Origin of the sequence: Bradyrhizobium quebecense, from assembly GCF_013373795.3 — a bacterium.
GTDB lineage: Bacteria > Pseudomonadota > Alphaproteobacteria > Rhizobiales > Xanthobacteraceae > Bradyrhizobium > Bradyrhizobium quebecense.
This window is the reverse complement of record NZ_CP088022.1, coordinates 1,226,106-1,251,787: the sequence shown is the minus strand read 5'-3', so window position 1 is coordinate 1,251,787 and position 25,682 is coordinate 1,226,106. Positions and strand designations below refer to the sequence as shown.

At 65.1% G+C, this 25,682-nt stretch carries 25 protein-coding genes; 10 read left to right on the top strand and 15 right to left on the bottom strand.

All coding sequences use genetic code 11. The annotated features are described in order from the left end of the window. Window positions 1-197: 197 nt before the first annotated feature. The 5 genes from HU230_RS05845 to HU230_RS05825 form a co-directional block, all read right to left on the bottom strand. Complete coding sequence (locus tag HU230_RS05845; protein ID WP_176532513.1) at window positions 198-1,442, bottom strand: ABC transporter substrate-binding protein; 1,245 nt, start codon at window positions 1,440-1,442, stop codon at window positions 198-200. A 41-nt stretch (window positions 1,443-1,483) separates the two neighbouring features. Then, on the bottom strand, window positions 1,484-2,962 hold the full coding sequence (locus HU230_RS05840; RefSeq protein ID WP_176532514.1) for an ATP-binding cassette domain-containing protein: 1,479 nt from the start codon (window positions 2,960-2,962) through the stop codon (window positions 1,484-1,486). Beyond that, a complete protein-coding gene (locus HU230_RS05835) occupies window positions 2,963-3,889 on the bottom strand; it encodes a branched-chain amino acid ABC transporter permease (protein WP_176532515.1) in 927 nt (308 codons plus the stop codon). 1 nt (window position 3,890) lies between these two features. After that, window positions 3,891-4,766, bottom strand: coding sequence for a branched-chain amino acid ABC transporter permease (locus tag HU230_RS05830; protein ID WP_050404977.1), 876 nt, complete (start codon window positions 4,764-4,766; stop codon window positions 3,891-3,893). 94 nt (window positions 4,767-4,860) lie between these two features. Beyond that, window positions 4,861-6,084 carry an ABC transporter substrate-binding protein gene (locus HU230_RS05825; protein WP_176535132.1) on the bottom strand — a complete coding sequence of 408 codons (1,224 nt, stop codon included), beginning with the start codon at window positions 6,082-6,084 and terminating at the stop codon, window positions 4,861-4,863. A gap of 621 nt (window positions 6,085-6,705) precedes the next feature. On the opposite strand from HU230_RS05825, the gene HU230_RS05820 reads away from it, so the two are divergent. After that, window positions 6,706-7,710, top strand: a complete 1,005-nt coding sequence (locus tag HU230_RS05820) for an IS30 family transposase (protein WP_176529999.1) — start codon at window positions 6,706-6,708, stop codon at window positions 7,708-7,710. A gap of 101 nt (window positions 7,711-7,811) precedes the next feature. Here the strand turns inward: HU230_RS05820 and HU230_RS05815 are convergent, their stop codons facing one another. Together HU230_RS05815 and HU230_RS05810 are read right to left on the bottom strand one after the other, a co-directional pair. Continuing rightward, on the bottom strand, window positions 7,812-9,407 hold the full coding sequence (locus tag HU230_RS05815; protein ID WP_176532516.1) for an MDR family MFS transporter: 1,596 nt from the start codon (window positions 9,405-9,407) through the stop codon (window positions 7,812-7,814). Between the two features lie 192 nt (window positions 9,408-9,599). Beyond that, window positions 9,600-10,121: a YcgN family cysteine cluster protein gene (locus tag HU230_RS05810; RefSeq protein ID WP_176532517.1), complete on the bottom strand. Its 522-nt coding sequence runs from the start codon at window positions 10,119-10,121 to the stop codon at window positions 9,600-9,602. 287 nt (window positions 10,122-10,408) lie between these two features. Here HU230_RS05810 and HU230_RS05805 point away from each other — a divergent pair, with 287 nt between their 5' ends. The 3 genes from HU230_RS05805 to HU230_RS05795 are packed head-to-tail and all read left to right on the top strand — an operon-like array spanning window position 10,409 to window position 13,879. Next, on the top strand, window positions 10,409-12,682 hold the full coding sequence (locus tag HU230_RS05805) for a transglycosylase domain-containing protein (RefSeq protein WP_176535133.1): 2,274 nt from the start codon (window positions 10,409-10,411) through the stop codon (window positions 12,680-12,682). 1 nt (window position 12,683) lies between these two features. Continuing rightward, a complete protein-coding gene (locus HU230_RS05800; protein WP_176532518.1) occupies window positions 12,684-13,262 on the top strand; it encodes a DUF1214 domain-containing protein in 579 nt (192 codons plus the stop codon). Beyond that, on the top strand, window positions 13,259-13,879 hold the full coding sequence (locus tag HU230_RS05795; RefSeq protein WP_176532519.1) for a DUF1254 domain-containing protein: 621 nt from the start codon (window positions 13,259-13,261) through the stop codon (window positions 13,877-13,879). Before HU230_RS05800 ends, HU230_RS05795 begins: the two co-directional genes overlap by 4 nt. Window positions 13,880-13,967: 88 nt before the next feature. Here the strand turns inward: HU230_RS05795 and HU230_RS05790 are convergent, their stop codons facing one another. Continuing rightward, window positions 13,968-14,801: an MBL fold metallo-hydrolase gene (locus HU230_RS05790; protein ID WP_176532520.1), complete on the bottom strand. Its 834-nt coding sequence runs from the start codon at window positions 14,799-14,801 to the stop codon at window positions 13,968-13,970. Window positions 14,802-14,892: 91 nt separating this feature from the next. Here HU230_RS05790 and HU230_RS05785 point away from each other — a divergent pair, with 91 nt between their 5' ends. Next, window positions 14,893-15,750 carry a LysR family transcriptional regulator gene (locus tag HU230_RS05785; RefSeq protein WP_176532521.1) on the top strand — a complete coding sequence of 286 codons (858 nt, stop codon included), beginning with the start codon at window positions 14,893-14,895 and terminating at the stop codon, window positions 15,748-15,750. On the opposite strand, the gene HU230_RS05780 is transcribed toward HU230_RS05785, so the two are convergent. Next, a complete protein-coding gene (locus HU230_RS05780) occupies window positions 15,747-16,514 on the bottom strand; it encodes a hypothetical protein (RefSeq protein WP_176535134.1) in 768 nt (255 codons plus the stop codon). The genes HU230_RS05785 and HU230_RS05780 overlap by 4 nt on opposite strands. A gap of 4 nt (window positions 16,515-16,518) precedes the next feature. Further along, a complete protein-coding gene (locus HU230_RS05775; protein WP_176532522.1) occupies window positions 16,519-16,713 on the bottom strand; it encodes a hypothetical protein in 195 nt (64 codons plus the stop codon). 295 nt (window positions 16,714-17,008) lie between these two features. Between HU230_RS05775 and HU230_RS05770 the strand changes: the two genes are divergently transcribed. Next, entirely contained in the window at window positions 17,009-17,941 is a 933-nt protein-coding gene (locus HU230_RS05770) for a DUF2336 domain-containing protein (protein ID WP_224943028.1), read from the top strand. On the opposite strand, the gene HU230_RS05765 is transcribed toward HU230_RS05770, so the two are convergent. Then, window positions 17,938-18,282, bottom strand: a complete 345-nt coding sequence (locus HU230_RS05765; RefSeq protein ID WP_176532524.1) for a DUF1491 family protein — start codon at window positions 18,280-18,282, stop codon at window positions 17,938-17,940. The two genes, HU230_RS05770 and HU230_RS05765, sit on opposite strands and share 4 nt — an antisense overlap. A 226-nt stretch (window positions 18,283-18,508) precedes the next feature. Between HU230_RS05765 and HU230_RS05760 the strand changes: the two genes are divergently transcribed. Both HU230_RS05760 and HU230_RS05755 read left to right on the top strand, forming a co-directional pair. Then, window positions 18,509-18,799, top strand: a complete 291-nt coding sequence (locus HU230_RS05760; protein ID WP_224943026.1) for a hypothetical protein — start codon at window positions 18,509-18,511, stop codon at window positions 18,797-18,799. 69 nt (window positions 18,800-18,868) lie between these two features. Further along, on the top strand, window positions 18,869-20,152 hold the full coding sequence (locus HU230_RS05755; protein WP_224943024.1) for an ankyrin repeat domain-containing protein: 1,284 nt from the start codon (window positions 18,869-18,871) through the stop codon (window positions 20,150-20,152). A 60-nt stretch (window positions 20,153-20,212) separates the two neighbouring features. On the opposite strand, the gene HU230_RS05750 is transcribed toward HU230_RS05755, so the two are convergent. Next, window positions 20,213-20,962 carry a peptidoglycan-binding domain-containing protein gene (locus HU230_RS05750; RefSeq protein ID WP_224943022.1) on the bottom strand — a complete coding sequence of 250 codons (750 nt, stop codon included), beginning with the start codon at window positions 20,960-20,962 and terminating at the stop codon, window positions 20,213-20,215. Next, window positions 20,955-22,766, bottom strand: coding sequence for an ATP-binding protein (locus tag HU230_RS05745; RefSeq protein ID WP_176532525.1), 1,812 nt, complete (start codon window positions 22,764-22,766; stop codon window positions 20,955-20,957). The genes HU230_RS05750 and HU230_RS05745 overlap by 8 nt, the downstream gene beginning before the upstream one ends. A gap of 434 nt (window positions 22,767-23,200) precedes the next feature. On the opposite strand from HU230_RS05745, the gene HU230_RS05740 reads away from it, so the two are divergent. Together HU230_RS05740 and HU230_RS05735 are read left to right on the top strand one after the other, a co-directional pair. After that, window positions 23,201-23,578 (top strand): DUF5330 domain-containing protein, encoded by a 378-nt coding sequence (locus tag HU230_RS05740; RefSeq protein WP_173643073.1) that lies wholly within the window; start codon window positions 23,201-23,203, stop codon window positions 23,576-23,578. Window positions 23,579-23,721: 143 nt separating this feature from the next. Beyond that, entirely contained in the window at window positions 23,722-24,153 is a 432-nt protein-coding gene (locus HU230_RS05735) for a SufE family protein (protein WP_173641789.1), read from the top strand. Window positions 24,154-24,158: 5 nt separating this feature from the next. Here the strand turns inward: HU230_RS05735 and HU230_RS05730 are convergent, their stop codons facing one another. Both HU230_RS05730 and HU230_RS05725 read right to left on the bottom strand, forming a co-directional pair. Next, window positions 24,159-24,572 (bottom strand): Ros/MucR family transcriptional regulator, encoded by a 414-nt coding sequence (locus tag HU230_RS05730; protein WP_176532526.1) that lies wholly within the window; start codon window positions 24,570-24,572, stop codon window positions 24,159-24,161. A gap of 182 nt (window positions 24,573-24,754) precedes the next feature. Continuing rightward, complete coding sequence (locus tag HU230_RS05725; protein WP_338077366.1) at window positions 24,755-25,627, bottom strand: DUF308 domain-containing protein; 873 nt, start codon at window positions 25,625-25,627, stop codon at window positions 24,755-24,757. Window positions 25,628-25,682: the final 55 nt, after the last annotated feature.

The following is a 25,682-nucleotide window of genomic DNA, read 5'->3' as shown; positions in this document are numbered from 1 at the left end:
TTGGGTTGCGGCGGCTGCCTCGCGCGGGGGAACTGAAGATGACAACCTCTCCGCCGTCATCGCGAGCCACCCGGTCGGCGCGAAGCGCCGCCGGATGACAGGCTCAGCGAAGCAATCCATCGCTCCACTCGCGCGGATAGATGGATTGCTTCGTCGCTTCGCTCCTCGCAATGACGACGCAGCTTTGAGCTTTACAGTTACTGCGACAGCTTCACAAAATCCGGAAACTTCAGCTTCCCTTCCGCGATCGCCTTCGGCCAGACCGTGATCTGCTTGCCGCCCTGCCACTGGAACACAAGGCCGGTGACGGCACCCGGGCCGGACTTGATGCCGTGGGTGAACTCGTCGTTCTTGCCGTAGAACTGGATCTTGCCGATCGTGCCATCGAAGTCGGTCTTCTCGAGCTCGGTGACCATCTTGTCCGGATCGGTCGAGCCGGCGCGCTGGATCGCTTCCGCAATGATGTAGACCTCGTCATAGGCGGTGTAGCCGGTATAGGCCGGCGGCGTGCCGAACTTGGCCTTGAAGGCGGCCGCGAACGGCTTTGTCTTCGGCGTCACCGCGACGTCGGGCGTCGCCACCGCGAGCGAGGGCACGCCTTCGGCCGCGCCGTTGGTGTCGCCCCAGAAGGTCGGGCTCAGCGCCTGCGCGCTGATGCCGAACATCGGGATCGGCACCTGCTGGTTCTTCCACTGCACCGTCGGCTGCACGCCGACATGGGAGATGCCGGTGACGATCACGTCGGGCTTGGCGGCTTCCATCTTGTTAAAGATCGGCGTGAAGTCCGTGGTGTCGGGCGAGAAGCGGATGTGCTCGACGACCTTCAGGCCGGCCTTGGGCAGGCAGGCCTCGTAGCCGATGTCGAGCGGCTTGGTCCACGCCGCGTCCTCGCTCATGATCGCCACCGACTTGAACTTGAGCTGATCGACCAGCAGCTCCTTGGCCGCGTCGCAGACGAGCTGCGCCTGCGCGGCCGAGGTCAGGTAGCCGTGGAAGGTGTACTTGTTCTTCTCATAGTCGTTGTGGATCGCCTTGGTGATCTCGTTCGAGGCGGCGCCGGGGGTGATCAGCGGCATCTTCAGCCGCGACGCCCACGGCTCGAGCGCCAGCACGACCTCGCTGATGTAGCTCGCGATCACGGCCGAAACCTTGTCCTCGCTCACCGCACGCTGGAACGCGCGCACGGAATCCGCCGACGAGCTCTTGTTGTCGTAGGTGACGATCTCGATCTTGCGGCCCATCACGCCGCCCTTGGCGTTGATCTCGTCGGCCGCGATCTGCGCGCCGCCCGGAGTTGCCGCGCCCGCGATCGACTGCACCTCGGCGATGATTCCGATCTTGATCGGGTCCTTGGACTGCGCATAGGCCGGCGCCGCGAGGCACAGCGCGAGCGCCGAGGCCAACAGGCTCACGCGGGTGGCGGTTGAATATGCTGGCATCATGATCTCCCTTGCTTGTCTTGTTATTCTTCGAACTTTGAGCGTCAGAGAAAGTCCTTGCCGGCCTCCGCGGCGAACCGGCCCGGATCGCCTTCCCAGACGATCCGCGCGTGCTCCAGCACATAGACGCGGTCGGCATGCGGAAGCGCGAAGGTCACGTTCTGCTCGCCGAGCAGCACCGTGATCTTGGTGGTCTGGCGCAGCTTCTCCAGCGCCTTCGACAGCAATTCGAGGATAACAGGTGCGAGGCCGAGCGTCGGCTCGTCCAGGATCAGGATCTGCGGCTGCATCATCAACGCGCGGCCGATCGCCAGCATCTGCTGCTCACCGCCGGACAGCGTCTGCGCCATCTGGCCCTGGCGCTCCTTCAGGATCGGGAACAGCTCGAACAGCCAGGCCAGCTGCTTCGCCCGTGCCGCGTCGTCGAGGTGCTGGCCGCCGAGGTCGAGGTTCTCCCGCACCGTCATCTCGCCGAACAATTCGCGCGATTCCGGGCACTGCACGAGGCCCGAGCGGGCGATCTTGGCCGGCCCGGTGCCACGCAGCTTCTGCCCGCCGCGCAGGATCTCGCCGGTATAGGGCAGGAAGCCCGAGATGGTGTTGAACAGCGTGGTCTTGCCGGCGCCGTTGAGGCCGACGATCGAGACGAACTCGCCCTCATGGACGTGGATCGAGACGTTCTCCAGCGCCTGCGCCTTGCCGTAATGCACGCTGACATTCTCGACCTGCAGCAGCGGCACCTTGTCCTTGAACGAGGTCTCGGGCCGCGCATGGGTCTCGATCGCGCCGCCGAGATAGACCCGCCGCACGGTCTCGTTCTTCATCACGTCCTCGGCGCGGCCGGTCGTGATCTCCTCGCCGAGATACATCGCAAGCACACGGTCGACCAGGGCTGCGACGCTCTTGACGTTGTGGTCGACCAGCATCACCGCGCGTCCCTCGTCGCGGAAGCTGCGGATCAATTGCGAGAACACCCCGACCTCGGCGCTGGTGAGGCCAGCAAACGGCTCATCGACCAGCACCACCTTCGGGTCGCGCGCGATCGCCTTCGCCAGCTCAAGCCGACGCAGATCGGCGAACGGCAATGTCGGCGGGCGGCGATCCATCACCGCCCCCAAGCCGACACGTTCGGCGATCCACCTGGCACGCTCGGTCAGCGCCTTGTCGGGAAACAGCATGAACAGGCTGTCGGGCAATAGCGCGACCATGATGTTCTCGAGCACGGTCTGCCGGTTCAGCGGCCGCGAGTGCTGGAACACCATGCCAAAGCCCTTGCGCGCGATCTTGTGCGCCGGCAGCCCGGCCACGTTCTCGCCGTCGAACAGCACCTCGCCCGCGGTCGGGCGCTCGATGCCCATCACGCTCTTCATCGCGGTCGACTTGCCCGAGCCGTTCGGCCCGATCAGGCCGAGGATCTCGCCGGGATGCAGGTCGAACGACAGGTTCTTCACCGCGGTCAAGCCGCCGAATCTCTTGGTCAATCCACGGACGGTGAGCGTTGCTGTGGTCACAGTCTGATCCATTTAGGAGCGCGCCTCGCGTGACAGGGCCGCTCCGAGGAAACCGCCGGGGAAGAATAGCACGACGAGCAGCGCCACCGCCGAGACGATGAAGGTCGCAAGCTCGCCGGTCGGACGCAGGAATTCGCCCGCGACGATCAGGAAGATCGCCCCTAACGCCGCGCCCAGCACGGTGCGCCGGCCGCCGAGCACGGCGGACACGATCACGTTCACGCCGACCGCGACGTCGACCACGGTGCCGACCGAGGCGGTGCCGAAGTAGAACACCAGCAGCGCCCCCGACAGGCCCGAGAAGAACGCGCTGACGATAAAGGCGGCGAGCTTGTGCTTGACGATGTTGAAGCCGAGCGCGCCGGCCTGCACCGGGTCCTGCCCGCTTGCCTGAAGCACGAGTCCAACCGGCGATTGCGACAGTCCGTACAGGATCGCGGCGCTCACAGTCATGAAGCCGAGCGCGATCCAGTAATTGGCGCCGGCATTGATCGTGATGACATCGGGGATGGTGAGACCGATCTCGCCGCCGGTCAGGTCAGCGAACACCACGATGAAATTCTGCAGCATCAAGACCGCAACCAGCGTGGTCAGGCCGAAATACGGTCCCCTCACCCGCAGCGCCGGCAGCGCCAGCACGAAGCCCGCGACCACCGACGCCAGCGCGCCGAGCAGGATGCAGACATAGACCGACCAGCCGAACTGGTTGTTGAGAATGCCGGCGGTGTAGGCGCCGGTGCCGATCAGGAAGGTCGGCCCGAAATTGACCTCGCCGGCGAAGCCGAACAAGAGGTCCCAGGCCATCGCGAACACGCCGAAATAGAACGCGACGGTGAGCAGCCCGAGGATGTAGCCAGAGACATAGAACGGCAGCGTCGCAGCAACCACCACGCAGACCAGCGAAATGAAGAACAGGCGCGAGGTAAAGAAGTTGGCCATCTCAGCGCCTCCCGAGCAGGCCTTGAGGCCGGATATACATCACGAACACCAAAAGCAGCAGCGCCGGAATGGTGCGGTAGGCCGGCGAGATCATGTAGGCCGTGATGGTCTCGAGATAGCCGACGACGAAGGCCGCGATCAGCGAACCGGAGACGCTGCCGAGGCCGCCGAGCACCACAATCGAGAACGCGCTCGCGGTCAGCGGCCCGACGCTGTAGGAGCTGACGCCTAAGAACATGCCGAGCAGCACGCCGGCGATACCGGCCAGGATGCCGTAGATGCCCCACACCACGATGTAGATCTGGGTCAGCTCGAGCCCGAGCAAGGTGACGCCGCGCGGGTTCATCGAGGCCGCCAGCACCGCCTTGCCGGTCCGCGTGCGGTTCACCAGCAGCCAGAGCAGGCCGATCACGAGACAGCACACCAGCGCGGTGAAGATGTTGTTGCGCGGCGTGCGGTTGCCGAAGATATCGACGACGCCCTCGACGATCGGCAGCACCGTCTTGGCATTGTTGGTGAAGAAATAGGCGATCAGCTCCTGGATCATGATGCCCCATAGCAGGGTGCCGGTGAGGACGAAGATTTCCTTCTCCTCGTTGGGGATCCGCCTGGAATTCTGGATCGGCTTCACGACCGCGAAATAGGTCGCGAACGCCATGATCAGCGCCACGCCGACACCGAACAACGCGCCGGTGTAGATGTCGAGGTGCAGCACGCTGGCCGCGGCCCAGGCCGCGACCGCTGCGGCCACCATGATGGCACCGTGGGAGAGGTTGAGAACGCCGGAGACACCGAAGATCAGGGTGAAGCCGGTGGCACCGAGGGCATATAGCGCACTGATGGCAAAGCCATCGATCAGGATTTGTAAGGCAAGCATCTCAAATCGGCCGCGGCAGCAAAGCTGCCTGTTGTGGAGGACGCGGAACTGAATGCGGATGCTCCCGGGACCGGCCCGGGAGCATGATCATCGATCAGTTGGTGGTGAGCTTGATGAAGCTCGGGAACTTGAGATCGCTCTTGGCGACCTCCTTCGGCCAGACCGCGACCTGCTTGCCGCCCTGCCACTGCAGCATCAGTCCGGTGATCAGGCCCTTGCCGTATTTGATCGAATGGGTGAACGGATCGTCCTTGCCGTAGAACTGGACGCGTCCGATGGTGCCTTCCCAATCGGTCTTCTCCAGCGCATCGACCATCTTGTCGGCCTCGACTGAGCCCGCGCGCTTCACCGCATCCGCGATGTAGTAGACCTCGTCGTAGGCGGTGTAGCCCGCATAGGAGGGATAGTTGCCGTAGCGCTTCTTGAAGCCTTCCGCGAACGGCACCGACTTCGGCGTCACCGCGACGTTCGGACCCGACACGCCCTGATACAGCACGCCTTCCGCCGCGTCGTTGGTGTCCTTGCCGAAGGTCTCGTTGGTCGCCTGCGAGGAAATGCCGAACATCGGGATCGGCACCTGCTGGTTCTTCCACTGCACCGTCGGCTGAACGCCGACATGCGAGATGCCGGTGATGATGACGTCGGGCTTGGCGGCTTCGACCTTATTGAAGATCGGCGTGAAATCGGTGGTGTCGGGCGAGAAGCGGATATGGTCCACGACCTTGAGCCCGATCTTCGGCAGGCACTCCTCGTAGCCGACGTCGAGCGGCTTGGTCCACGCCGCGTCCTCGCTCATGATGACCGCGGTCTTCATGTGCTTCTGATCGACCAGCAGCTCCTTGGCGGCGTCGCAGACCGACAGCGCCAGCGCCGCCGAGGTCAGATAGCCGTGGAAGGTGTACTTGTTCTTCTCGTAGTCGGCGTGGACGCTCTTGCTGATCTCGTTGGAGGCCGCACCGGGCGTGACGAACGGCGTCTTCAGGCGCGAAGCCCAGGGCTCGAGCGCCAGCACGACTTCGCTGATGTAGCTCGAGATGACGACGTTGACCTTGTCTTCGTTGACCGCGCGCTGGAATGCGCGCACCGAGTCCGCCGACGACGAGTGATTGTCGTACGAGACGATTTCGATCTTGCGGCCGTCGATGCCGCCCTTGGCGTTGATCTCGTCGGCGGCGAGCTGCGCCGCCTGCGGGATCGACGCCCCGGCGATCGCCTGCGCTTCGGCGATCACGCCGATCTTGAGGGTGTCAGCCGCCAGCGCTCCGCCGGGGCTGGCTGCCAATAGGCCCAACACGGCCGCTCCGGCAAGTTGCTGCATCGCATGAACAGGCAGTCGCGATGTTCTTTTCACCCTGTTTCTCTCCTCTTTTTGTTCGGCTGCTTCGAGCTCTTGGGGCCGGACTATAGCTGCGACAAAATGCGCAGCAAGTGAAACTGCGCGCAGATCGCCATGCATGGACGACAACTAAAGTAGTGGGTGGGCGCTCGCCGGCTGAATAAATTTGAGGCAGCGCGGGAATAAGAGCGTGGCGCTCTCAGCGCGTCATTCCGGATTCTCGCTTCGCGAGCCCCGGAAGGACGGGTAGACGGGACGAAGCCCTTGCCACTGATTTGCCCGACGGCGCAAGATCCCCGCAGAAGAATATTTCGATTTATCAGAAACATAGCATAGTGCTATACATGCTTTCGTGCGCCCTCTTCAAGAGAGAGGCGGAACGCAGCGCAAGGCTCGGACGATTTATGTCGCAAGGATGCGAAGCTGCGTCCATCGATGTCGCAACACATTCGGTGTCGTCCCTGCGAAAGCAGGGACCCATACGCCGCGGCGGATATTGTGAACGGGACTCGTCGTTCCAACATCGCGCAACAAGCAGCATTTGGGGTTATGGGTCCCTTGGGTTCACGACACAAGTGCAACACCTGCTAGGGTGTTGTGGCGATGGGACAATGTTATGGCCAGCTCAGCCTTGAAGAGCGCGTTGAGATTTACCGCCTGCATGTAGGCGGTAAATCTCAAAACGATATTGCGTCTGCGCTTGACCGCGCGACGTCGACGATAAGTCGGGAGCTGAAGCGCAACTCGCGGCCTACCAAGGTCTGGAAGGGCGGTTACGAACCGGTCCGGGCTCAACAATTGGCCGAACGTCGGCGACGGCAGGATGGCCGCTTCAAGCTGGCGCGCCAGCCGGCCCTGCGGGACTGCGTCGGCAAAAGCCTTGCGATGGGACATTCGCCGGAGCAGATCGCTGGTCGACTGGCGCGAGAACATGGTCGCGTCATGATCAGCCACGAGTCAATCTATCGTTTCATCTATCATCGTACCGCCCAGAAGGATTACTGGCACCGCCTGCTGCCGCGCCATAAACTCAGACGAGGGCGCCGGCGACGCCCAGGCGGCAGCCCTGCCAGCTTCATTAAACAACGGCGCTCGATCGATGAACGACCCTCCGAGGTCGAAGGTCGCGGGACGCCGGGTCATTGGGAAGCCGACTTCATGCTGTTCGCGCGATATGGCCAAGGATTGCTGGTTCTCCACGAGCGCCAAACTCGCTTCAGCATCGTGCTGCACCCACGCGATCGGAAAGCTGTCCTCACCGCTCGGACCATCGCCCGTCAACTCGGCAAGCTTCCACAGGCGATCCGTAAAACCATCAGCTTCGACAACGGAACCGAGTTCGCCGAGCATCACAGGCTTCACAACGCCCTCGGCGTCCAAACCTTCTTCTGCGATCCCCATAGTCCCTGGCAAAAAGGCGGCGTGGAAAACTCCATCGGGCGCTTACGACGCTCTCTGCCACGCAAAACTGACCTCAGGTTCATCACGGCAGCCGTCCTCAGGCGCCTCGCTCAGCGCCTCAACGATACCCCACGCAAATGCCTCGACTTCAAGACCCCCGCCGAGGCATTCTCCAAACTCAAATCAATCGTTGCACTTCAAACGTGACTCCATCTCCCTGCTTTCGCAGGGACGACACCGGTAAACTCGGCGACGTCACGAAAATCCGGCGTCCGCGCGGGCAACGTTTTCTGGCGCGGTGCCCGCCCCTACTCAGCCATCTCCGCCGGCGGTCGGGCGGCCGGACCGGCGAGCGGGCGCTCTTCCATCGTGATCATGCAGATCGAAGCCGTGGTCAGCAGCACGGCGGCGGCGCCGAACACGTAGCGGAACGCGGTGATCATGTCGGCCATCGGGATCGCGCCGACGGTGCTGGCGGAGGCGGCATGGTGTTCGCCGGCGAGCGAGATGTCGGTCCCCAGCGTCATCAGCAGGATCGTGGTGAAGGCAGCGACCGTGAACGAGGCCATCATGGCGCGGAAGAAGTTCATCGCGCCGGTCACGGTGCCGACCTGCGGACGCGCCACCGCGTTCTGCAGCGACACCACGCTGATCGGGAATGTGGTGCCGAGCCCGAGCGCGAACACGCTCATCAACAGCAGCAATCCCCACAGCGGCAGCGTCGTCACGGCCATCCCGACGGCGCAGATCGCAGCCACCGAGGTGCCGACGATCGCGACACGTTTGTAGTGCTTGGCCTTCGCCATGGTCCGGCCGGCGATCGCCGCACCGAAGGTCGAGATCGCCGCGAGCGGGATCAGCGCAAGGCCGGCCTCGCTGGCGGTGAGGTGATAGACCACCTCGTAATAGAGCGGCAGGTGCACGGTGAGCCCGACCATGGCGCCGAGCGCACAGCCGCCCGCGCCCATCGCGAACGGCACCACCGAGCCGCCGAGCAGCGACAGCGGCAGGAACGGCTCGTCGGCGCGGCGGGCGTGCCAGACGAAGGCGCCGGCGAGCGCGATCGAGGCGCCGATCATCGCGGTAATGGTCGGCGACAGCCAGGACAGACGCGTACCGCCCCAGGTCAGCACCAGCATCAGCACCACGGCCGAGGCCATCAGCAGCACGCCGCCGAGCCAGTCGACCTTGCGCTTGCGGTGGAACACCGGGATCTTGCTCATCTTCGGCAGCAGCAGCGCCAGCGCCGCCGCCGCGAGCGGCAGGTTGATCCAGAAGATCATCGACCAGTGCAGATGCTCGGCGAATACGCCGCCGACCACCGGGCCGAGAATGCCGCCGGCCATCCAGACGCTGGAGAAATAGGCCTGATAGCGGCCGCGCTCGCGCGGGGTGACCACGTCGGAGATCACGGTCTGGACCACGGGCATGATGCCGCCGCCGCCGAGCCCCTGCAGGCCGCGGGCAACGATCAGCATGGTCATGCTGGGCGCGATCGCGCACAGCACCGAGCCGACCACGAACAGGCTGAGCGAGGTGATGATCATGACGCGGCGGCCATAGATGTCGCTCAGCGTGCCGAACACCGGCGCCACCGCAGTGGAGGCGAGCAGATAGGCTGTGATCACCCAGGACAGGTTGGTGACGTCGTGAAACTGGCGCCCGATCGTCGGCAGCGCCGTCGCGACGATGGTCTGGTCGAGCGCGGCCAGGAACATCGTCAGCATCAGGCTGATCACGATGGTGCGGACTTCATCCGGATTGAGCGGTGCCGGCGGCGCCAGCGGCGGCGCGTCACTGAGTTCGATCACCTCGCTCGGGAGGTGAGACAGCTCTTCGGCAATGTCTTCAGGCAATGTCTCTTGGTCGGCAGGAATCCGGCTCTGCCGTTCATACTTGTTCATTTGGGGCGTAATGCTGCTGCGCGGGCGCGTGCCGCGATGGAATCATTCTCTGATCCGCAATTTATGCAGCAATTCGCTGCTGAGGCAGGCACCTCAGCGCATGGGTGCATCCCACAGCAGTGTTCTCGCGATGACGTGATTGTAGAACAGCCGGCGCCGGCTCTCGCGCCGTCATCGTTGCGTCTTGGAAATCTACTTGGAGATCTTGGGCCGCTTCTTCAATTGCGCCCGTTTCGGCAGCAGCGCCGGCCAGCGCACGATGTGATCCTCGAGATCGGCGTCGTTGACATCGAGTTCGGTGCCTTCCACCCGCCCGCGTACCGAGACCCCGGCTTCATGAACCGTGTTGGGATCGCCGGAGATCAGAGGATGCCACCAGTAGAGGTCCCGCCCCTCGGCCACGAGCCGATAGCCGCAGCTCGGCGGCAGCCAGTTCAGGGTTCGGACGTTCTCCGGCGTCAGGCGGACGCAATCCGGAACCTGGTCGGAGCGGTTCGGGTAGTCCTTGCACGTGCACAGGCCGGAATCGAGCAGCTTGCAGGAGATATGGGTGAAATAGATCTTGCCGGTGTCCTCGTCCTCCAGCTTCTCCAGGCAGCAACGTGCGCAGCCGTCACACAGGCTTTCCCACTCGGCGTTAGACATCTCTTCCAACGTCTTGGTTTTCCAGAAGAATCTCTCCTGGCCCGACGGGCTCTTGGGCGGTGCGGTCATGATATCCCTAACATGGCGGTAAAGCTCTTCTTGGGACGCCGGCGCTCCCTCCGCAAGGGGGTGATATTGCGGGGTCGAAAAAGCCGGTGGGCAGCGTTAGGGCTCTCATTAAATTCACAAGCCGCGCCATTGGTTTATGGCAGCCGCTCGGATAGAACAACGAACGAGTCCCCAACGACGCAAAAGCGCCTTGGGATTGCCGCAACATCGAAGCAAGACGCTGGCCTGTGCCCGTTTCGGGCGCCCGCAGCGCTGTCGAACTGATCAAGGGTCCGGTCCTTCAGATCATGCCGTCGCATTGGAAACAGAAGGTCCGGAATTTCTTCCTGGACCTCGATGCGCGTATCGACTCGACGCTGTTTTCGTCGGGCAAGGGGCTACGCGAACTCTACGAGCGCTATTCCACCTTCATGGACCGCTTCTATGTCGGCCGCTGGAAGCGCTGGGTGTTCATCGAGCCGCTGTCCGAGGCCGCGACCATCGGGCTCGGCGGCATGATCCTGATGCTGACGCTCGCGATCCCCGCGTTCCGCGAGACCGCCGACGAGGACTGGCTGAAGAAGTCCGACCTCGCGGTGACCTTCCTCGACCGTTACGGCAACCCGATCGGCAGCCGCGGCATCAAGCATAATGACTCGATCCCGCTGGAAGACTTTCCGGACAATCTGATCAAGGCGACGCTCGCGACCGAAGACCGCCGCTTCTACGACCATTTCGGCATCGACGTTCCCGGCCTCGCCCGCGCGCTCGTCACCAACGCGCAGGCCGGCGGCGTCCGCCAGGGCGGTTCGTCGATCACCCAGCAACTCGCCAAGAACCTGTTCCTGAACAACGAGCGCACCATCGAGCGCAAGGTGAAAGAAGCCTTCCTTGCGATCTGGCTGGAGACGCGGCTCACCAAGAACGAGATCCTGAAGCTCTATCTCGACCGCGCCTATATGGGCGGCGGCACCTTCGGCGTCGACGGCGCGGCGCACTTCTATTTCAACAAGTCGGTGCGCGACGTGAACCTCGCGGAAGCCGCGATGCTCGCCGGCCTGTTCAAGGCGCCGACCAAATACGCCCCGCACATCAACCTGCCCGCGGCGCGCGCCCGCGCCAATGTCGTGCTCGACAACCTCGTCGATGCCGGTTTCATGACCGAGGGCCAGGTGTTCGGTGCCCGCCGCAATCCGGCGGTCGCGGTCGACCGGCGCGACGAGAATTCGCCGAACTATTATCTCGACTACGCCTTCGACGAGATGCGCAAGCTGGTCGACACGTTCCCGAAATCCTACACCGAGCGCGTCTTCGTGGTCCGCACCGCGATCGACATGAACGTGCAGAAGGCGGCCGAGGAAGCGATCGAGAACCAGCTCCGGCAGTTCGGGCGTGACTATCACGCGACGCAGGCCGCGACCGTGGTGTCCGATCTCGACGGCGGCATCCGCGCCATGGTCGGCGGCCGTGACTACGGTGCGAGCCAGTTCAACCGCGCCGTCGACGCCTACCGGCAGCCCGGCTCGTCGTTCAAGCCCTACGTCTACACCACGGCGCTGCTGAACGGCTTCACGCCGAACTCGAAGATCGTCGACGGCCCGGTCTGTATCGGCAATTGGTGCCCGCAGAACTATGGCCATTCCTATTCGGGTCAGGTCACGCTGACGCAGGCGATCACCCGCTCGATCAACGTGGTGCCGGTCAAGCTCTCGATTGCGCTCGGCGGCAAGGAAGGCCCGAAGGCCGGCCGCGCCAAGATCGTCGAGGTCGCGCGCCGCTTCGGCCTCAAGGCGCCGCTACCCGATACGCCGTCGCTACCGATCGGCTCCGATGAAGTCACGGTGATCGAGCACGCAGTTGCGTATGCGACCTTCCCGAACCGCGGCAAGGCGGTGACGCCGCACTCGGTGCTCGAGGTGCGCACCGGCGCCGGCGATCCGGTGTGGCGCTGGGACCGCGACGGTCCGAAGCCGCGGCAAGCCATTCCGCCGAATATCGCCGCCGACATGGCCGGCATGATGAGCCACGTAGTCAGCGAAGGCACCGCGCGCCGCGCCGCGCTCGACGGCATTCCGACCGCAGGCAAGACCGGCACCACCAACGCCTATCGCGACGCCTGGTTCGTCGGCTACACCGGCAACTTCACCTGCGCGGTCTGGTACGGCAATGACGATTATTCGCCGACCAACCGCATGACCGGCGGCTCGCTGCCGGCGCAGACCTGGCACGACATCATGGTCGCCGCGCATCAGGGCGTGGAAGTGAAGGAACTCGTCGGCGTCGGCATGGGGCAGAAGCTGCCGCCGCAGCCGGCGCAGGCCAATGCCCAGGCCAACGCGGCGCCGCGCGTGCTGGAGACCAAGCCGGGTCCGCCGCCGGTTTTGACCAAGCGTGGCGCCGATATCCTGGTGAGGGTCGAGAAGCTGCTCGACGAGGCCGCCAAGACGGCCAACAAGACCACGCTGAACGAGCCCTCGAAGGCCGGCAACCCGGAGTCCTCGAGCGCGCTGGCGTTCCCCGAAAACTACGTTGCCGCGGCCGGGCCGGACGGCGCGACAGCACCTGCGCCACGCAAGAACTGACGTGCGGCTCCTCCTCTCAACCCTGCTGGCCCTCGTCATTGCCACCGCCGTCGGCCTCGGCCTGACCTACGCGACGGCGACGCGCGGCACCGATCTCGGCACGCTGAAGATCGGCGCCTGGACCGCGCGACCGAAGAACGGCACCTCCGACGTCGACCCCTATTCGCGGGCCACGATCGCGCGCAGCGGCGAGCTGCCGATCGGCACCGGCGACGGCATCGCGTTTTCGGCAACCACCGACGACAAGAACAAGCCGCTCGACGGCCGCTGCGACATCGTGGTCAGCGGCGTGACGCCGGCGGCGCGGTTCTGGACGCTGACGCTGTTCGACCGCAAGGGCCATCTCGTCGCGAATTCGCTGCAACGTTACGGCTTCACCAGCCAGGAGATCATGCGCGCCTCCGATGGCACCTTCGAGATCCACATCGCCTCGCGCTCGCGCGCCGGCAACTGGCTGCCGACCGGCGGCATCGAGCGCTACGCGCTGATGCTGCGCCTCTACGACACGCCGGTCGGGGTCGCGACCCGCACCCAGCGCGACGCGCCGATGCCCTCGATTGCAACGACGGGCTGCCCATGATCCGCGTGCTGTTCACGATCCTCGCAGGCGTGCTGCTCGGCGGCGTGGTGCATCTCGTCAGCGTACTGGCGCTGCCGCGCATCGCCTCGCAGGACGCCTATTCGCGGCTCACGCCGATGACCAGGCTCAACGAGGTGACGCAACTGCCGCTGGCCGACCCGAGCAACTCGCCGATGCCGCTGATGGATCCGGCCTTCGCGGTGGCGATCTGCCGCTACGATCTCTCCACCGGGCCGCTCAAGCTCACCGTGCCGGTGAGCCAGGCCTATACCTCGGTATCGTTCTACACCCGCAACGAAGTCGCCTATTACGCGATCAACGATCGCTCCGCCGGCAAGAAGGTGATCGAGCTCGATCTGATGACGGAAGCGCAGCACAACGAGCTGCCGGAGGACGAGGAAGTCACCGCCGCCGACCGGCTCATCATCGACTCGCCGACCTCGACCGGCCTGATCTTGCTGAAGGCGCTGGCGCCGGAGCCCGGCCTGATGCCGCAGGCACAGGCCTCGCTCGCGGCCTCGTCCTGCAAGGTGCAGGCCGAGCCCGTCGCGACGAAGCAGGAAGCCCCGCCGCCACTGCCCGTTCCCGCTCCACCGCCTGCGGCGCGCAAGCGCTAGCTCGCAAGCATGATCCGGAAAAGTGCGAAGCGGCTTCCCTCGCGACAAGCGCGGAGCGCTTGCGCGGAGATCATGCTCAAATAAAGCGCTAGCGCCCGTGCCGGGCGCAGCGGCAGCTCTCGTAATCGACGGGATCGTGGCTGTTGACGATCGTGACATCAGGACCATGCGCCGCCTTCAGCTGGCGCAGCCGCTCCTGGTTCTGGATGCGCGTCGCGCGATCCATGTCGGCGCGGCGCTGGAACATGCCGAGCACCAGCGGGATCCGCGGCCTGGCATCGAGCTGCGCGTGGTGGAAATAGGCGTCGCCGGCGTGCAGCAGCCACCTGTCCTTGTCGCGCACTGCGATGCCGCAATGGCCGAGCGTATGGCCCGGCAGCGGGACCATCAGGATGTCCGGCTCGCGATCGCCGAGCGCGCGCACGCCCTGGAAGCCGAACCAGTCCTCGCCGCCGGCGCCGTAGAACGCCCAGTCCGGACCGTGCTTCCACTGCGCCGTGATGTAGCGGCCTTCCGGCGGCGCGACCTGATGCGTCACCGCCATGTCGTACTCCTTGCGATGAACGTGCACCTTGGCCTTCGGAAAGTCCGGCACGCCGCCGGCATGGTCGCGATCGAGATGCGTCAGCAGCAGATGCCGCACATCGTCGGGCGAGAAGCCGAGCGCCTTGACCTGGCGGACCGCCGTCTCAGCCGGATCGAGCCGCGGTGTAGTCTGCCGCACCCATTTGCGCCCGAGCCGCGGCGGGTCGCCGATGTCGTCGAGCCCGATGCCGGTGTCGACCAGCACGAGGCCGTCGTTGCTCTCGACCAGCAGGCAGTGACAGACCATCCGGGCGCGCTGGAAGATGCTGCCGCTGCCGTTCACGAGCCGCTTGCCGATCGGGCACATGGTGCCGGTGTTGAGATGGTGGATGCGCATGACAAATCCTCCGCTGAAGCCGGTGCAGACTTGCCAGTCGCGTTTCCATAGGTAAAATATTGTCTTTCTATCACTACGATAGGATATGCCTATGGATATCCGCGAACTCCGCTATTTCGCCGCGGTCTACCGCGAGCGCAACCTGACCGCCGCGGCGAAGCGCTGCTTCATCTCGCAGCCGTCGATCTCGGCGGCGATCACCAATCTCGAAGCCGAGCTCGGCACCACGCTGTTCATCCGGCACAAGAAGGGCATGGCGCCGACGGAGTCCGCCGCGCAGTTTCACGGCGTCGCCCGCAGGATCATCGACGAGGCGGATGCGGCGCGAAATCTGTTTCGCAAACCCACGACAAGGCAGCCGCTGACGCTCGGCCTGTTGCGCACGCTCGATCAGGCGCGGACGATCGCGCTGCTGAAGCCGTTGACGGCCAATGCCGATCTCGCGCTTCGGCTGGTCGGCGCCAATGAGAAGGCCGACGCGCGGATCGTCGCAAAGACCATGATCGGCGCCGGCGAGCACTTCATCCCGCTCTGGAGCGAACGCTACGTCGCGGCACTGCCGCCATCGCATCCCCTCACTCTGAAAGAGACGCTCCGGACCACTGACTTCGCAGGCGTTCCGATGATCGATCGCTGCCATTGCGAGCAGCAGGAATTCTTCAAGCGCACCGCGCCGTCGCGCAAGCCGGTGGCAATCGCGAAATCGGAGGAGTGGGCGATGGCGCTGGTCGCGGCTGGGGTCGGCGTTGCGATCGTTCCCGAAGGCGTGGCGCGCGGCAATCCGGATGTGGCGGTACGCCCGATTGATGTCGACGTGACGCGCCAGATCGGCCTCGCCTACCCCTCGGCCCACCCGCCATCGAATGCGCTGAAGGAGTTCATTGCGAGCCTGCCGCGGCAGGCGAGCAGCCGCGGAGTCAAATCAGCGCGGAAAGCGAAGCGGGCCTAGCCCTTCGACACCACGGCCTGGCCCGTGGCCGGTCCTGAGACCAGCGGCGCATTGGCGGTGAGCCGGGCGAGCTCGTTGATCTGGCGTTCGGCGTCGGCGGCCATGCCATCGGGCGCCTGGATCACCAGCCGCTCCAGTGCCCAGCGATAGGACGAGATCCGCCGCTCCAGGCTCTGCTGCACCCATTGCACGATCAGCGTATTCTCTTCCATCCGTGCCACCGCGTCCGCCTTCTCGCGCGGCGACACGTCGGCGATCATCTTGAGGCTGGCACTGCGCTTGCGATCCAGCTCGATCACCTGGATTGCGGTGGCGAAGAACGGCTCGAAGCGCGTGATGTCGTCGCGGACCTGGTCGATCAGCAGCGAATAGCGCGACGCGAACGAGCGATGTGGCTCGTCGATCAGATTGCGGCCATACGCCGTGCGATCGAACACGACCTTCTGCCGCCACGGCGAAGGCAGCGGCTGGTAGTCGCCGTACACGCTCTTCCACGCCGGTCGCGACAGCGGCGGCTCGATGAACTGATAGGCGAGATCGCGCAGCTGACGTTCGTGTTCGGTGAGCTGGAATTGCGAGGCGTTCTTGCCGACGCTGCCGGTCGCTTCGGCACCCATCCAGCGATGCATGTCGTCGTTGCGGAAGTCGGCGCGGGTGCGGCCGAAATCGCCGCCGCTGCAGCCCGCAAGCGCCGAGCCCGCCAACAGCAGGATCAGCGCCGGGAGTGACCGCCGGGCGGCGGTCCGCTGCGCAAGTTCCGGCATTGGATCAGGAGCGGCGTCGGCGACGACGGCCCTGCGCAGTGCCCTGCTCCGGTCCGCGACCGCCACCGGTCTCCTCCGTCGTTCGCTCGATCCGCACGACGGGAAGGATCAGCACGGTCCCCATGCCTTCGCCGGCAGCGCCGGCAACGCTCGGCCGCCGTGCAGCCGCATCCGCCGGAAACTCAACGATGGTGCCCATGTTCCGTTCTCTCTGGCCCCGCACGGACATGATTTGCCCCGCGCTCGCCGAGTTAAGAACGCGCATGGTTAACGACATCTTAAGCCGCCGATACGGACGGTTACGGATGTGGTGCTGTGCCTCAATAGACACGTGCAAATTCGAGCGTTCGCCTTCACGGCTTGTTTTCCTTAACTGCGTCTTAAAACAGCCTGCGTAGGCTCGCTGCCACAAGGTTTTCAAACCGAGTCTTATTGGCAAGTCGCGTACGCCCGAGATGAGCGCAGCTCCGCTATTTCCTGGTTTCGATGGGCTGATGACGCTCTCCCGCCGCGAGGGAGTCGACATCCGCCCCACTTTGCTGCGCGTCCTGACCGACCTGTATGTGCAGGCGAGCGCGCACTCCGCAGATGAAGAGCGCCAGTTCGTCGAGCTGACGTCGCGCCTGATCGACGAGGTCGACGACGCGACCCGCGCCGCCGTCCGCGCGCGGCTTGCGATCTATCCGGCAACGCCCGCCAGGATCATGGACAAGCTCGGGCTGCGCCGCACCGGTCCGGAGCAGCCGATGCCGGCTGCCGCGCCAATTCCCGCACCCGCACCGTCCGCGCTGCCCGCCAAGATCCCGACCGAGGCAGAGCTGCGGATGGCCGCGAGCCTTGCGATGCGGCCAAACGATGCCGCCGAGATCTCCGACATGTTCTTTGCCGCCAGCGCGAAGGAGCGCGCGCAGATCCTGCACAATCTGCAGGCGACGCCGCTGAAGGCCGCGGCGCGGATTCCGGCGGCTCGCGCCGCGCGCGCGATCCATATCCTGGAGATGGCGGCATTTGCCGAGGACCTCGATAACTTCGCGCTCGAACTCGGCGAGGCACTGATCCTGCCGTCGCGGATCGCGGCGGAGGTCGTCAATGATCCCGGCGGCGAGCCGCTCGCCTGCGCGATGCGGGCGCTTGATGTCTCGAGCGCCGCATTCCAGCGGATCCTGATGTTCCTCAATCCGGAAGCCGGCTCGTCGGTCAACTATGTCTATCGGCTGTCGCGGCTCTACGATCGTCTCAGCGAGCGCTCCGCGCTGGTGATGCTGGCGGCATGGCGCGGCTCGACCATGGCAGTGGCGCGCGCCAAGTATCGCTCGTCGCTCTATGATGACGAGCGCCATCGCGTGCGCGCGGTATCCTCGCCGACGCGACCGGCGATTCAACCGGGCAGCGCGCCTGGCATTCGCAACCAGAAGTCTGGAAGCTAGGCCTTCGCCAGATCGAGAAAGTGCCGCCCGGCGCGATCTTCGGTCTCCACGATCCAGGCATCGGGATCGAAGCGGAGCTCCTTGGTCAATCGCTCCTCGACCGAAGGCTCGGACACCGGCTGCTGCGCCGTCGGCACGAACAGCCGCTCGGCCGGACGGCTGTCGTCATAAACCGTCTGCGGCGCCGGCGCATACAGCATCGCATTGCCGTCCATCAGCGCCACCTTGACGAACACGGCGCCGGCTTCCTCGGCGCCCTTCTTGCGGATCGCGCCGAACACGCCTTCGGTCTGGCAGCGACGCAGATACGCCGCGACCCATATGCTGGTTTTCAATCGCATGCGCCGACCTATAGGCCAGCGCCGTGGCCACGTCCAATTGTCACAGGCGGCATCACACACCGGCGGGTTGACCGAAACAAACCTCGCTCATATCCTTGCATCTGCGGTGCAAGCCGCGCCCGGGTCCACGGGAAGGGTTGAACCCACTTGCACCTGATACGCGGCCAACCAAGCCTTTGTGCAGCCGGTTTTGTGGACCATCGGCGATTGATGCACGGAGGTTTCCATGGACCGATCGCCCGCGCGATTGAATCTCGAACATCTGAAGAAGCAGGCCAAGGAGCTCATTCGCCTTTACCGGCGACAGGCCCCGGAGGCCTACGCCCGCTTCCGGCAGGCGCTTCCGGCTGCGGCCGGGCGCAGCGACGCGCAGATCGTCGCACTTGATCTGCGGCTCCACGACGCGCAGTCCTGCGTGGCGCGCGATCTCGGCTTCGCCTCATGGCCGGACCTGCGGCGCTATGTCGAAGCCCAATTGCCGCCAGGCAAGAGCAAGGCCGACCGGGTGCGGCGATGACTGCAGCTGGTCTATGCCGCAGACGTCGACGGTACCACCGATCGCGCCAATCCGCGCGTCGCGGTGCGGATGCTCACAGAGGATCCCGATCTTGTGGCCGATGATCCCTATCTCGCCTGCGCCGTCGGCGACGAGGAGACGATACGGCGCACCGCAGCCGATGATCCCGCATGGGTCAACCGCCCCGGCGGTCGGTTGAAACTGCCGCCGCTGGTCGCGGTGGCGCATTCCAGCCTGCTGCAGATTCCGGAATTTCAGGCGCGGCTGCATCGCTGCGCGCGCCTGCTGCTTGAGGCCGGCGCCGATCCCGACCAGCACATCAGCAGCCGTTGGCCGCCCGGATCGCTCGATGCCCCCGATGACAGCAATCCGCTGTCGGCCCTGTATGGCGCCGCCGGGCGCAATCACGATCTCGGGCTGACCCGGCTGTTGCTCGAGGCTGGCGCCAATCCGAACGACAATGAATCGCTGTACCACTCGCTCGAAGGCTCTGTGACGACAGGCGCCCTGCTCGAGCACGGCGCGCGGATCGCAGGCACCAACGCGATGTACAAGGTGCTCGACGACGAGAACGTGCCGGCGCTCGAATTGCTACTGCGGCACGGCGGCGATCCAAATGAACCTGCCCGCAACGCGCCGTTGACGGATTGCGGATCGCCGCTGATGTGGGCGATCCGGCGGCGGCGATCGCGGACATGCATCGCGGCCTTGCTCAACGCCGGCGCGGATCCACACATCACGACACCGGACGGTCTCAGCGCCTACCGCTACGCTTTGCAGTTTGGACTGACCGAGGTCGCCGAACTGCTGCGGCAACGCACCGGCGATGAGACGCTGGCCGATGACGAGCGTTTCGTCGCGGCGTGCAGCAGCGGCGACGAAGACGAAGCGCGGGGGATCCAGGCCGCCCGGTCAGATCTTCCGGGATCGCTTTCACCAAGGCAGTTGCGGCTGCTTCCCGAGCTCGCTGCGGCAGGCGGCGACGATGCGGTGCGGCTGATGGTCAAGCTGGGCTGGCCCATCGCGGTGCGCGGCGGCGATTGGGATGCATCCGCGCTCAATCATGCGGTGTTCCGCGGCAATGCCGCGCTGACGCGTTTCCTGCTCGAGCCCGGCGCGGAGTGGACCGAGCAGCACGGTTTTGGCGACAACGCGTCCGGCAGCCTTTCATGGGCATCCTGCAATGAGCCGGTCAGTGGCGGCGATTGGGTGGGCTGCGCGCAGGCCCTGCTCGATCACGGCATGCCGCGCGCTATTCCGGATCGCGACGATCCGGAATCGGTGCTGGTGGCCGGCCGCAAGAAGCCGTTCTCCGACGAGGTCCGGGACGTTCTGCTGGGCGAAGCCGTCTGATGACAGTCGAGGAGAGACGTCATGGCCGGGTAACACCCGGCCATGACGGGAGGACAAAATCTAGTCGATCGAATGCCCGATCATCGTGCTGAGCTCGTGCACGAGGCGATCGGACATCTGTCCGGTCACCGGCAGCTTGCGCGCGCGCTCGAATTTCGCGATCGCGGTCTGCGTGTCCGAACCGATCGTGCCGGTCGGCTTGAGCTGGCCGTAGCCATATTCGGTCAGCGTCCGCTGGACCGCTGCGATGCGCTTGCCGGCCGGGCTCAGATGCTGTGTCGGGATCGGCGCCGGCGGACGAGGGACGCTGGATGGCGCAGATGCCGGCGGCGCGGCGGTCGACTTCATCACCAGGCTGGCCATCGGATCGACCGGCTTCGCTTCAACCGATTTGGGCTCCACCGGCTTGGCTTCAACGGACCTGGACTCGGCGGGCTTGGTCTCCACCGGCTTCACGTCGACCGGCCTTGATGGTTCCACGGCAGCGGGCTCGACCGATCGGGCGGCGGCCTCGGCCGGACGCGGGCGCGGAATCGGACTGATGGCGGCGGCAACCGGGGCCGGCGGCGGCAGCGTCACGACCGAGCCGCCGAACATCGGCGACGGATGACGGCCAGCCTGCAGGAACAGCGCATTGATCAGGATCGCAACAATGGCGGACAATGCCAGCACGCCCGCAACCAGATCCTTCGGACTGTGCAGCAGCAGGCGCAGGACGAGGCCACGTTCCTCCTCGGCCGCGATGGCCACCGCCTTGGCGCCGCGGCGACGGCGCGGCGTTTCGTCGTCATCCAAAGTCTGTCTAGGCACTCTTCTTCACCTGTTGGGTTTGTTCTTGCAGTCCGGACCGCAGCGCGGGCTTCAGCGTCGAGACATTGCTGGACGGCTCGACCGCGGCCGGCGGAGTGAACGACAGCGGCAGCGCGACCGACACGACGGTGCCCTCGCCCACCTTGCTCTCCACATTCATCTCGCCATGGTGCAGTCCAACCAGCCCCTTGACGATGGAGAGGCCGAGGCCGGTGCCTTCGTGACGGCGCTGATAGGTCTTGCCGGCCTGGAAGAACGGATCGCCGATCCGCTTGAGGTCGTCGGCAGCGATGCCGACGCCGGTGTCCGAGACCCGCAGCATTAGCCGCGATCCCTCGACGCCGGCCGACACGGTCACCTTGCCGCCGCGCTCGGTGAACTTGATGGCGTTGGAAACCAGATTGAGAACGATCTGCTTGAACGCGCGCGAATCGCCATTCACGATCGGCAGGTCGTCCGGCACCCGGGTGACGAGGTCGACACCGCTCTCGCGCGCCTTCAACGCCACCAGATTGCAGCAATTGAGCAGCGCCGGCCGCGGCGCAAATGGCTCCGGCGAAATCTCGAAATTGCCGGACTCCATCTTCGACATGTCGAGGATGCCGTTAACGACGGACAGCAGATGCTGGCCGGAGTCGTTGATGAGCTGCGCGTATTCCTTGCGGCGGGCCGCGTCGAGGCCGAGTACACCTTCCTGCGCGATCATCTCGGAGAAGCCGATGATGGCGTTGAGCGGGGTCCGCAGCTCGTGGCTCATGGTGGCCAGGAAGCGCGTCTTCGACGCATCGGCCTGCTCGGCCGCATGGCGCGCTTGTTCCAGCGCGTGCTCCTGCACCTTGCGATCGGTCACGTCGCGGATCACGGCGACCACCTCGGCATCGGCGGAGGCCTGCTCGAGCGCCCGGCAGCGCATCTCGACCCAGATGAATTCGGCGGCCGCCTCGCCACGCGCACCGTCGCGGCGCACGCGGAACTCGACGCTGCGGGACTCGCCGCGCGCGGCGTCCGACAGCGCGGTGAGATAGGCCGGACGATCGGCGACATGAACGCGGTCGAACAGGCCGTGGCCGGACAGCCGCGATGCCGGCACGCCGAGCATGATCTCGACCGCGGGCGAGATGAAGCGCACCGCGCCGTTGCGGCTGTGCCGCGACAGCACGTCGCTCATGTTGTGTGCGAGCAGGCGGTAGCGCTCTTCCTCGACGTAAAGCAGCGCCACGCTGGTGCGCGCCAGTGACTCCGCGCCGAAGGCAAGCCCGGCCGCATAGAAGATCGCCGACACCACGCCGAAGCCGACCAGCGTGCTGTTCGACGCAACCGCGGGATCGACCACCGGCAGCACGTGGTAATGGCCAAGCACGCTGAGCAGCGCGGCACAGATCATCGCCAGCGCGAACGCAAACGCCACCACGCGCCGCGACGCCGACAGCGCCGCCTCGATCGGAATCACGACGAGCCACACCGCCGCGAACGACGCGATGCCGCCGGTCGACGCCGCGACCATCATCACGAGACCGGCGAGCGCCAGCGAGGACAGCACATGCGCGCCTTCGTAGCGGCCGGTGCGCGACAGGAACCAGGATAGCAGGATCGGTGCGATCAGCCAGGCGAAGGCCGCGACCTCGATCGCCGTCGGCGCCCCGCGCATCGCCAGAAAGGCAGGAAACGAGGCCAGCGCCGCCAGACTGCCGAGCAGCCGCGGTGCCATGAAGGCACGGTGGCGCGCACGCGTCAGCGCATCATATTGCGCCGACGGATGCAGCAGCGCATCCAGGCAATCGCGGATCAGACTCAAACTACTCACAGCACTCGCGCTTCGGCTTAATCGTCAGACAGACGCGCCGGAACGCCTCCTTTGTGATTGCAGGCCAACGTGTCAGAGCGAACTTAAGCGAACGCTAAGGCGGGGCGGCCTGCTGCCAAACACCGTGCATTGGCGAGGCTTCGACGCTGTCATTCACCGGTCATTTGTCGGGGATGGTGAACGGCTGGTTTCCGGGTGCGACAAACTATGGTTTCGAAATGGTGGACGCGGCGCAGTATGCCGATTTGGCACCCGTCAGCTGCCATCAATCGAAAATTTACGGCGAATCAACTCAGGCGAATTTTCCGCGATTTTTCGGCGGATTTACTTCAATGCAGATACTTCCGATTTATCGACCGATGCTAACCGTGAGGGCAATAGCGGCATCGACCGCGCAAGAAGCAAAAGACAAGATAGACGACCGGGATCGCGCCATGTTCTTCCTGCTGCGTTTGGCATTCTGGCTCGGGCTTGTGCTCGTGCTGCTGCCGAGAGACAAAACACCTGAAGCGGACAAGACACCGCAGATCAGCGCATCGGACGCGGTGTCGGCCGCGACGGCGACGATCAACGACATGGGTCAATTCTGCAAGCGTCAGCCTTCCGCCTGCGAAGTCGGCGGCCAGGCCGCGACCGCGATCGGCCAGCGCGCGACCGATGGTGCGCGCAAGCTCTACCAGATCATCACCGACAAGAAGCCGCCCGACCACACCGGCTCGATCGGCAAGGATGATACCGACCCGGGCGCGTCCCGCGACACGCTGACGGCGGACGATCAGATGATTGAATTCCGCCTGCCGCCGATGCCGTAAGCGCCAATCGAGCGCTTTCGCGTGAGGCGGATGCCGGCTCGCGTGAAGAAAACGCGTCAAAACAACCGGGAACCGGTTCCATTTTCGTCGCATTCGCGGCCCGCCTTCCTATATAAGCCGTCGAGAATAGGATGCGGGCCACGATGACGACGATCGACGAAATCAGGGACAATTTTGCGCTGCTGGACGAGTGGGACGACCGTTACCGCTATGTCATCGAGCTCGGCCGCACGCTGGAGCCGTTGTCGGAGGCGGAGCACTCGGCCGAGAACAAGGTGCAGGGTTGCGTCAGCCAGGTCTGGCTGTCGAAGCGGATCGATCGCGATGCCAATGGCGAACCGCGCCTGAACTATATCGGCGACAGCGACGCCCACATCGTGCGCGGCCTGGTCGCGATCGTGCTGACGCTGTTTTCCGGGCACACGCCGAAGGAAATCCTCGCCACCGACGCGCTCGCGCTGTTCGACGAGTTCGGCTTCCGCGACCATCTGACGCCGCAGCGCTCCAACGGCCTCCGCTCTATGGTCGATCGCATCCGCAACGACGCGCGCGAAGCGCTGGCGTCCGCCGCGTAAAACCCTTACTTCCGCTTCCGCGCCTGCTGGCCAAGTCCCATCTTCTTGGCGAGCTGCGACCGGGCCACCGCATAGTTCGGCGCCACCATCGGATAGTCGGCCGGCAAGCCCCATTTGTCGCGATATTGCTCGGGCGTCATGTTGTACTGCGTGCGCAAATGGCGCTTGAGCGACTTGAAGCGCTTGCCGTCTTCGAGACACACCAGATATTCCGGCGTGATCGACTTCTTCGTCGACACCGCCGGCTTGGCCGGCTCGCTCGGCGTGTCGGCGCGGCCGCTCGACACCCGCAGCAGCGCCGCGTGGACCTGGCTGATCAGGCTCGGAATATCCGAGGCCGGCGTCGGATTGTTGCTGAGATAGGCCGAAACGATGTTTGCGGTCAGCTCGACCGGCGTTTTGCCTGACGTATCGGACATGGCTCAACCTTCCCCGTGCTATCGACGGCCCGGCGCCCCCAACCGGACAGTATCCGCGTGCAGCAATACATCAATGGAATCGCGTACTACTTCGCGAATATGAGCGGATTACAGCAAATCTGACAAGAACAGCCGTATTTTTCCGGCCTCGAACCGGCCGCTCGCAAGTATTGATGCGGACCTTAAGGCCGCTGCTCCAGATGCGACCTGAGCTCGTCGATCGAGGTAAACCGCATCATGCCCTCCGGCATCTGCGCCTCGATCGATCCGTCCGAATAGAGCGAATAGGCCATGCCGTCGACGACGCCCGATTTGAGCACGGTCACCGGCGGCTGCTCCTGGGGCGGCGGTGGATGGCCCGATGATGGCGCCGCGCCGGCTGACTGGGTCTCGCCGAAGGTCGACGGCCGGGGCGTGCGCCGTGGGGTGACATCGACCGACCTCGGCCGCTCGGCCTTCGGCCAGGCATCGTCGAACGTTGCCGGCGCGGGCGCGGCCGGACCAGGACGCAACTCCGGCGACAGCAGATCCGGCGTCAGCGGCTCGGCCGTACGGCTCTGGGCCCGCTCGCGTTCCTTCCGCGAGGACGAAAACAACAGGTTGCGCCGCTTGGGCGTGGCTTCGCCCTCCGGGGACGCTCCACCCGGCACGGGCGGCGGCGCCTCGCCCGGCGCGCCACGCGGGGGGATTTCGTCGTGCCAGGGCGGCGGGGCCGTGGACGCGGATGGCGGGACCGGCGGCGGAGGCGCGGCGACCTTGGGCTCGCGCGGCGGCGGGAAAACAGGATCCTCGGCGGCATTGCGCGGGGAAGTTGCAGACGCTAGCGGAACCTCGGTCCGGGCGCCTGCGGCAACGGGATCTAGCCGCCTGGCGATGACCTGGAGTTCCCGAAGGATGGCGGCGAGCGCCAGCACGATCGCGCCGGTGCAAACGCCGGTCACGCCTGTCGTGATCAACGCGCCGCCGACGCTGAATTCCTTGTAGGGGATTCCCAAGCCGATCGCCGCCAAGCCCGCCACAACCAGGCCCACGCCGACGACCAACAGACCAACCATCATCTAACTAACCCCCGGGAGATCCGACCGAAAATCGGCGTGGGCCACCAACGCC

Coding starts and splice junctions, on each gene's coding strand:
- HU230_RS05845 (WP_176532513.1), bottom strand. CDS start 1,442: ATGATGCCAGCATATTCAACCGCCACCCGCGTGAGCCTGTTGGCCTCG.
- HU230_RS05840 (WP_176532514.1), bottom strand. CDS start 2,962: ATGGATCAGACTGTGACCACAGCAACGCTCACCGTCCGTGGATTGACC.
- HU230_RS05835 (WP_176532515.1), bottom strand. CDS start 3,889: ATGGCCAACTTCTTTACCTCGCGCCTGTTCTTCATTTCGCTGGTCTGC.
- HU230_RS05830 (WP_050404977.1), bottom strand. CDS start 4,766: ATGCTTGCCTTACAAATCCTGATCGATGGCTTTGCCATCAGTGCGCTA.
- HU230_RS05825 (WP_176535132.1), bottom strand. CDS start 6,084: ATGCAGCAACTTGCCGGAGCGGCCGTGTTGGGCCTATTGGCAGCCAGC.
- HU230_RS05820 (WP_176529999.1), top strand. CDS start 6,706: ATGGGACAATGTTATGGCCAGCTCAGCCTTGAAGAGCGCGTTGAGATT.
- HU230_RS05815 (WP_176532516.1), bottom strand. CDS start 9,407: ATGAACAAGTATGAACGGCAGAGCCGGATTCCTGCCGACCAAGAGACA.
- HU230_RS05810 (WP_176532517.1), bottom strand. CDS start 10,121: ATGACCGCACCGCCCAAGAGCCCGTCGGGCCAGGAGAGATTCTTCTGG.
- HU230_RS05805 (WP_176535133.1), top strand. CDS start 10,409: ATGCCGTCGCATTGGAAACAGAAGGTCCGGAATTTCTTCCTGGACCTC.
- HU230_RS05795 (WP_176532519.1), top strand. CDS start 13,259: ATGATCCGCGTGCTGTTCACGATCCTCGCAGGCGTGCTGCTCGGCGGC.
- HU230_RS05790 (WP_176532520.1), bottom strand. CDS start 14,801: ATGCGCATCCACCATCTCAACACCGGCACCATGTGCCCGATCGGCAAG.
- HU230_RS05785 (WP_176532521.1), top strand. CDS start 14,893: ATGGATATCCGCGAACTCCGCTATTTCGCCGCGGTCTACCGCGAGCGC.
- HU230_RS05780 (WP_176535134.1), bottom strand. CDS start 16,514: ATGCCGGAACTTGCGCAGCGGACCGCCGCCCGGCGGTCACTCCCGGCG.
- HU230_RS05775 (WP_176532522.1), bottom strand. CDS start 16,713: ATGGGCACCATCGTTGAGTTTCCGGCGGATGCGGCTGCACGGCGGCCG.
- HU230_RS05770 (WP_224943028.1), top strand. CDS start 17,009: ATGACGCTCTCCCGCCGCGAGGGAGTCGACATCCGCCCCACTTTGCTG.
- HU230_RS05765 (WP_176532524.1), bottom strand. CDS start 18,282: ATGCGATTGAAAACCAGCATATGGGTCGCGGCGTATCTGCGTCGCTGC.
- HU230_RS05760 (WP_224943026.1), top strand. CDS start 18,509: ATGGACCGATCGCCCGCGCGATTGAATCTCGAACATCTGAAGAAGCAG.
- HU230_RS05755 (WP_224943024.1), top strand. CDS start 18,869: ATGCTCACAGAGGATCCCGATCTTGTGGCCGATGATCCCTATCTCGCC.
- HU230_RS05740 (WP_173643073.1), top strand. CDS start 23,201: ATGTTCTTCCTGCTGCGTTTGGCATTCTGGCTCGGGCTTGTGCTCGTG.
- HU230_RS05735 (WP_173641789.1), top strand. CDS start 23,722: ATGACGACGATCGACGAAATCAGGGACAATTTTGCGCTGCTGGACGAG.
- HU230_RS05730 (WP_176532526.1), bottom strand. CDS start 24,572: ATGTCCGATACGTCAGGCAAAACGCCGGTCGAGCTGACCGCAAACATC.
- HU230_RS05725 (WP_338077366.1), bottom strand. CDS start 25,627: ATGGTTGGTCTGTTGGTCGTCGGCGTGGGCCTGGTTGTGGCGGGCTTG.